Annotated in this window: 5 protein-coding genes; 3 read left to right on the top strand and 2 right to left on the bottom strand. The window is 69.8% G+C overall.

The genetic code is table 11. The annotated features are described in order from the left end of the window. The coding region (locus G6017_RS01650) for a fatty acid desaturase (RefSeq protein WP_182615595.1) at positions 1 to 1923 on the bottom strand (1923 nt) is incomplete at its 3' end. A 102-nt stretch (positions 1924 to 2025) separates the two neighbouring features. Here G6017_RS01650 and G6017_RS01655 point away from each other — a divergent pair. Beyond that, entirely contained in the window at positions 2026 to 3093 is a 1068-nt protein-coding gene (locus G6017_RS01655) for an AraC family transcriptional regulator ligand-binding domain-containing protein (protein WP_182615597.1), read from the top strand. An 83-nt stretch (positions 3094 to 3176) separates the two neighbouring features. Next, the gene (locus G6017_RS01660) at positions 3177 to 3881 is read left to right on the top strand and encodes a TenA family protein (protein WP_182610163.1); all 705 of its coding nucleotides are present in this window, start codon (positions 3177 to 3179) and stop codon (positions 3879 to 3881) included. A gap of 30 nt (positions 3882 to 3911) precedes the next feature. On the opposite strand, the gene G6017_RS01665 is transcribed toward G6017_RS01660, so the two are convergent. Beyond that, a complete protein-coding gene (locus G6017_RS01665; protein ID WP_182615599.1) occupies positions 3912 to 5654 on the bottom strand; it encodes a sulfatase family protein in 1743 nt (580 codons plus the stop codon). Between the two features lie 341 nt (positions 5655 to 5995). On the opposite strand from G6017_RS01665, the gene G6017_RS01670 reads away from it, so the two are divergent. After that, positions 5996 to 6151 carry a DUF6131 family protein gene (locus G6017_RS01670; RefSeq protein ID WP_179524124.1) on the top strand — a complete coding sequence of 52 codons (156 nt, stop codon included), beginning with the start codon at positions 5996 to 5998 and terminating at the stop codon, positions 6149 to 6151. Positions 6152 to 6192 lie beyond the last annotated feature (41 nt).

Consider the following 6192-nt stretch of genomic DNA (forward strand, 5'->3'; position numbering starts at 1 on the left):
GCGCTCGGCGGCGTCCGGGACCAGACTCCGCAGCAGCTCGGGGCCCAGGCGGCCGGTGGTCAGGCCGTCGCGCTCGGACGGGGCGTCGGTGAACAGGTGGAGCGTGATGCCCGAGTCGCGGGCCAGTCGGCGGAGTTCGGCCTCGTAGATGACGGAGCGCTCGTCGCGGTTGAAATAGAGCAGGGTGGCGTCGGCCCCTGCCCCTGCCCCTGCCCCTGCCCCGGCCCCGGCTTCGCGGGCGATGCGGCGCAGCAGGCTGATGATCGGCGTGATGCCCACCCCACCGGCGATGAGCAGTGACGGGGTGGCCGGGGAGTCCATCGCGAAGTCTCCCGACGACTGCGGCACGCCGACCAGCGTGAGGTAGCGCCCCGCCTTCAGCGTGTCGTTCACTCGGGCGGAGACCCGACCCCCTGCGACCCGTTTGACGCAGATCTCCAGGGCGTCCGATCCGTCGAGCCGCGAGTCGGTGCTGTCGCGGACGAGGCTGTACTGACGGACCAGCTCGACGCGGCCGGTGCCGGTGCCGTGGTCGTCGTCGTCGACCTCCACCCGTACCGACACGTACGCCCCGGCGTCCCACTCCACGTCCTCCCACCCACGCGGCCTGGCCAGGCGCACGGAGAGCGCGTCACCCCCGGCGACCGGCGTCGCGGACAGGACCCTCGCAGGGACATTGTGGAAGCGCGGCTTGTCCAGGTACGGGGACTCGGGCAGGGGTCGGTAGGTGAAGCCCGAGATCACGCGGCGCCCGAGCGCGAGGGGGTCACGCAGCAACTCGGCCGGCCGCCCGAACTCCCGCTCGCCGAACGGCACGGACAGGCCCGTGAGCGTCTTGGCGATGAGCGGCACCGTCTCCAGCAGCGGGGTCTCGTGGTACGGCAGCCCGTACCGGGCGGCGATGTCACGCACCTCCGGGGAGATCCTGCGCTGCATGGACGGCGGCAGGTCGGGGAACAGGTGGTGCTCGACGTGCGTGTCCAGGCCGCCGTAGAAGATCCGCAGGTCGGGACGGTTCTCGAACGGCACCTCCTCCTCCAGGATGCGGGTCAGCGCCTCGTCCATCTGCGGGCTCGGCAGGAAGTTGCGGGTCGCCCGGATCTGCCGCTCGTAGTACTGGTCGGGGGTCTCGTCGGGGCCGGGATCGGTGAACAGTTCCAGCTCGCCCGCGTGGTGTTCGATGAGCACCAGGAACAGCACGGACATGTAGCCCGCGACTCCGCCGAAATAGTTGGCCACCAGGGTCGGGAGCGGCTTCCATCCGGAGCGGAAGGGCTCGTCCACGAATCGGCGGCGCGCGTCCCGGCGGGCGATCCTGGCCGGCGATCGCAGGGTGTAGGCGCTGAAGAACGGGTGGCGGTCGACCTTGCGCGCGATGTTGGCCAGGAAGAACGGTGCCGCGACCGGGGCCATGGCGGCGAGCGCGGAGATGAACGCCACCTGCCCGAGGTGGTGGCCGTACCAGTCCTGGCCCGCGCTGCCGCGGAAGACGCTGTAGCCGAGGTCGTGGTCCTTGCCGACGATGTTGGTGTTGGGGTGGTGGCCCGCGTGGTGCATCGTCTTCCAGTGGCCGGTGTCCACGTTGAAGTCCCAGTCGTAGCGGTCCGAGTGGTACTCGCCGTTGTCCGGCAGGTGGTCGTAGCTGCCGTGGACGATGTTGTGGCCCAGCTCGGAGAACTGCATGAGCCGGTACATCATCTCCAGCGCGGTGGCCCGGCGGATCGCGCGCGGACCCCCCTCGCGCAACAGCTCGCGGCGGCGGGCGTCGATCGCCTGCCCGTAGGCGGTGACGTGGCGGATGTGGTCCAGGTCCTCCTTGCCCACCTCGGCCTTGGCCCGCGCGTAGAGCTCCCCGATCGCCTCGGCCAGCCCGGTCGGTCCTGCCGATTCGGTACCCGTGCGGTTGTCGCTGGCGAGAGTCATGGATGTGACGGTAGCCACCGACGAGGGCCGGGGATAGGGCGTCGGCGGTCGCACATTTGGCATTTTCGGTCACCCGGCGGTGTGCGTTGCTACGGTCGGGCGATGACCTCGCCGTCGGACTCCGCGTCCCCCGTGTGGGCGGTGCCCCGCGGCACCGAGGGGATCCGCATCATGGTGGACGGCGGCGTCGCACGCGGGATGACGACGGGGGAGTGCCTGGCCGGGACCGGGCTCGACCCCCTGGATCTCGACGACGAGACCGCGCAGATCTGGGCGCATCAGGAGTTCGTGGTGATCCGCAATCTCCTGGGCCGGCTCGGGGACCGACCGGGTCTGGGGGCCGGAATCGGTGCGCATTCGACCCTCGGGCGGACCGGCGTCATCGGCTTCATGATGCTCGCGGGTCCCACCGTGCGGGCCGCGCTCGATCGGGCCATCCCGTACCTCGCGCTCTCGCCCACGCACCTGCGGTTCTCGCTCGACGAGGATGCCGCTGCCGGGACCGACCCGGAGGAGGCCTTCCTGGTCGCCGCGGACGACGAGATCCCCGCGGATGTACGCGCCTTCGTGGTGGAACGCGACCTGGCGGGGTTGGCGGCGGCCCTGCGTGGAGCCCAGATCGACGTCGGCACCACCGGCCTCGAGACGACCCTCGGCCCGGAGAGCGCCGTGATCCTCGGTGAGGCGTGGGGACTGACCGCCGACGAGGTCCGGCCACACGCGGAGCGGAACCGTCTGGTGATCACCCGTGAGCGGCTGGACGCGCGGCTGCCGCAGGGCGACGAGAACACGGCGAAGCTGTTCGAGAGGCAGTGCCGCGACCTGCTCGACGACCGGGTGGCGCGGGTGGGCGTGGCGGGGCAGGTCCGCAGTCGGCTGCAGCACGAGCGCTTGAGTTGGCCGTCGATGGCGGAGGTGGCCGGTGAGCTGCACGTCGATGTCCGCACCCTGCGTCGCCGCCTGGCCGCGGAGGGGACCTCGTTCCGGCGGGTGCTCGACGAGGTGAGGCATCATCGGGCCCTGGATCTACTGGCGCTGCGTGTACCCGTGGCGGAGGTGGCACGCGAGCTCGGGTACTCCGAGACCGCCACCTTCACCCGGACGTTCACCAGGTGGGAGGGCGTCCCGCCCAGTCGAGTACTGCGTTCAGCGGAGACCAGCGTTGACTAGGGTCGTGGAGACCGGGCCATGCGGATCGGGCACCGTTCCGGGGACATCGGCCGCCTTCCGACCACGACCCCAGGAGACCTGAGTTGACCCTGTTCGAGACCCTCAAGGATCGCTGCCGCCCCGAGTGGGAGGCCTACACCCGGCACGAGTTCGTCGAGGAGCTCGGGAGCGGGACGTTGCCCCTCGAGGTGTTCCGCGACTATCTGATCCAGGACTTCCACTTCCTGGTGCAGTTCGCGCGCGCCAACGCGTTGGCCGCGTTCAAGAGCCGCACGCTGGCCGACATCACCGCCGCGCACCAGGCCACGGGGGCGATTCTGGCCGAGACCGAGCTGCATCTGCGGCTGACCGAACGCTGGGGAATCCCGCGCGCCACCCTCGAGGCCGCCGCCGAGAAGCAGGCCACCGTCGCCTACACCCGCTACGTACTCGACTGCGGCATGGTCGGCGACCTGCTCGACCTGCACGTGGCACTGGCGCCGTGCACGATCGGTTACGCCGAGATCGGCGCACACCTGCAGCCCCGGCTCACCGAGCGCGGCAGCACGGAAGAGCCCGGCACGGGAGAGCGCGGCCGGGCCGGGCACCCGTACGGCGAGTGGATCGCCGAGTACTCGGGCGCGGAGTTCACCGCCGCGTCCCGCGCCGCGATCGCACAGCTCGACGTGCTGTCCGGGGGAGGGCTGACCGACCGCCGTCTCGACGAGCTCACCGAGGTGTTCCGCACGGCCACCAGGCTGGAGGCCGACTTCTGGCAGCAGGCGCTGGACAGCACAGTCGGCCGCTGACCAGCGGAGATCGGAAGGTGGCTCCGCCACTCAGGACCCCACCGAGCCGAGCGATCCCATCGGCCCCGTCGGAAGCGGCAGGTCCGCCGGCATCCCGGCGGGAGTGGTCCCCTTCTCCGCCATCTGCGCCAGCAGGACCGGCAGCATCTCGGCGAACATGTCGGCACGGAACTGCAGCGGGGCGAACGGGTTCGCGAGGTTCCGCAGTTCCAGGGGGTCCGCCGCGAGGTCGTACATCTCGAACACCGGGGGCTCGACCCACTGCGGATCGAAGTACATCGTGAACTTGCGGGTGCGGTCCCGGACCGTGCGCAGGTGGTTCGGCTGGGTGACCGAGGTCTGCCCGTCGGGTTGACCGATGTTGTCGTCGTCGAAGACGTAGTGGACGACGTCCTGCACCTCTCGGGTCGGCGCCCCCGGGTTCTCGACGGCGTCGGAGATGATCGGCGACAGGTCGGTCCCGCGGAAGCCGAAACCGGCTCGCACCTCGGGCGCCACCTCGGCGATCGTCGCGAGGGTGGGCATGAGGTCCACGAGACTCGACAGGGCATCGGTCGTCACCCCGGTCGGGAACAGCCCGGGGTTGCTGATCACGAGCGGCACCAGCATCGTCTCCTCGTAGGCGTTGAACACCTTCTGGCGCATCCCGCCGTGGGACATGGCCATCTCGCCGTGGTCGGAGACCTGGATGATGATCGTGTCCCGCCGCAGGTCGTTGCTCTCCACCGCGTCGATGACGGCACCGATGTGCTGGTCCACGACCTGCTGCATGTACGCGTAGAGATTGGCGTAGTTGCGGGCCTTCTCCTCGCCCACCAGGGCGCCGAGCCCGACCTGGGAGGCGAGGTTGATCTGGGTCTGGGCGCGGGGCTTGTGGTTGAGCGCCAGCACCTCGGTGAACGTCGGCGGCAGGTCGATGCCCATCTGGAAGCAGCCCGGTGCCGCATCGAGGTAGTTGGTACCACCGTCCGGCATCGTCAGGTCCCAGGTCTGCGGATAGGCGAGGATGTCGTGCGGGTTCGCAAAACTGGCGACCAGTGCGAACGGCCGATCCGGGTCGTTCGGCACCGAGTTCAGGAACCCCACGGCCTCGTCGGCGTAGCGCTGGTCGTTGTTCGCGGTTCCGCCACCGAAGTTCTCCGGCTTGATGTCCTGACCCGCCTCCGGCGGGCTCCAACCGTGGAAGCCGAAGGACTCGACGTCGGCGGGAGTCGGGTCCAGGCCGTCCGCTCCCTTGCTCATGTGCCACTTGCCCCGGTAGTGCACGTCGTACCCGGCCGAGGCGAGCAACCCGGCCATGTTGGGCGTGGTCGGCGACAGTTGCGGCTCCGCATCCGACAGGCTCCCGCCCGACGTGAGGGTGCGGTAGACGCCGTGCTGGGCGGGGTAGACACCGGTGAACATGGTGCTGCGGCTGGGCGAGCACATCGTGGAGTTGCAGGCGTTGAGATTGAAGGACAGGCCGGTGTCGATCAACCGCTGGCGCTGCGGCAGGTTCTGCGCGGCCCACCCCTCAGGCCAGAACATCGGCCGCCGTTCCTGATCGGTCATGATGATGACGATGTTGGGTCGCCGGCGGATCCGGCCCTCGCCGACCGCGGCGCCGGCGGCGGGCGTGGTGCCCGGGATCGTGGAGGAGCCGAACGCGGCGCCCGCGGCACCCGCGGCGAGGAGGAGGCCGGTGCCGCCGAGGAAGGTGCGGCGGGGGATCGACGCGCCGGGGGGAGCGGGAGACGTGGAATGGGACGACGACGAGGTGGGCGACTGCGACATGGTGGACCCCTGGATGACCCGGCCGAGCCAACCCGGGGACCGCGCGGGCGATCTGGGAGGGCGGTCCCGGGGGTCGACCGGGGTGGTGCCGGATGCTTCGGATCGCGGCGATCCCGCGAATGCTGGGTGCGCTTACCGCCCGCTGTGGTGAAGGTTTTCTGATAATAGCGCCTCATTCAGCTGCGCAGTGCGGATCGGGCGGGTCTCGCCGACGCCGAGGCCGCCACGTATGCCCGGACGAGCGTGCTCGCCTGCCTGCGAAGCTCTGATCGGTCGTGGTTCGGGCTCGACCCATATACGCTCGGTTCATCCTGATCCGACTAAAGTGAAAGGACGAACCAATGATCATTCTTGGCGCAATTCTCCTGATCCTCGGATTCCTCTTGGACATCCCCATCCTCTGGACGATCGGCCTCGTACTCGTGGCGATCGGCGTGATCCTCTTCATCCTCGGCGCAGCCGGCCGGGCGGTCGGTGGACGTAAACACTGGTTCTGACCCCGGGTCCGGGCCCGTCGACAAGAGCGTTCCGCACACAT

Source organism: Dietzia sp. B44, from assembly GCF_014145245.1.
GTDB classification, from domain to species: domain Bacteria; phylum Actinomycetota; class Actinomycetes; order Mycobacteriales; family Mycobacteriaceae; genus Dietzia; species Dietzia natronolimnaea.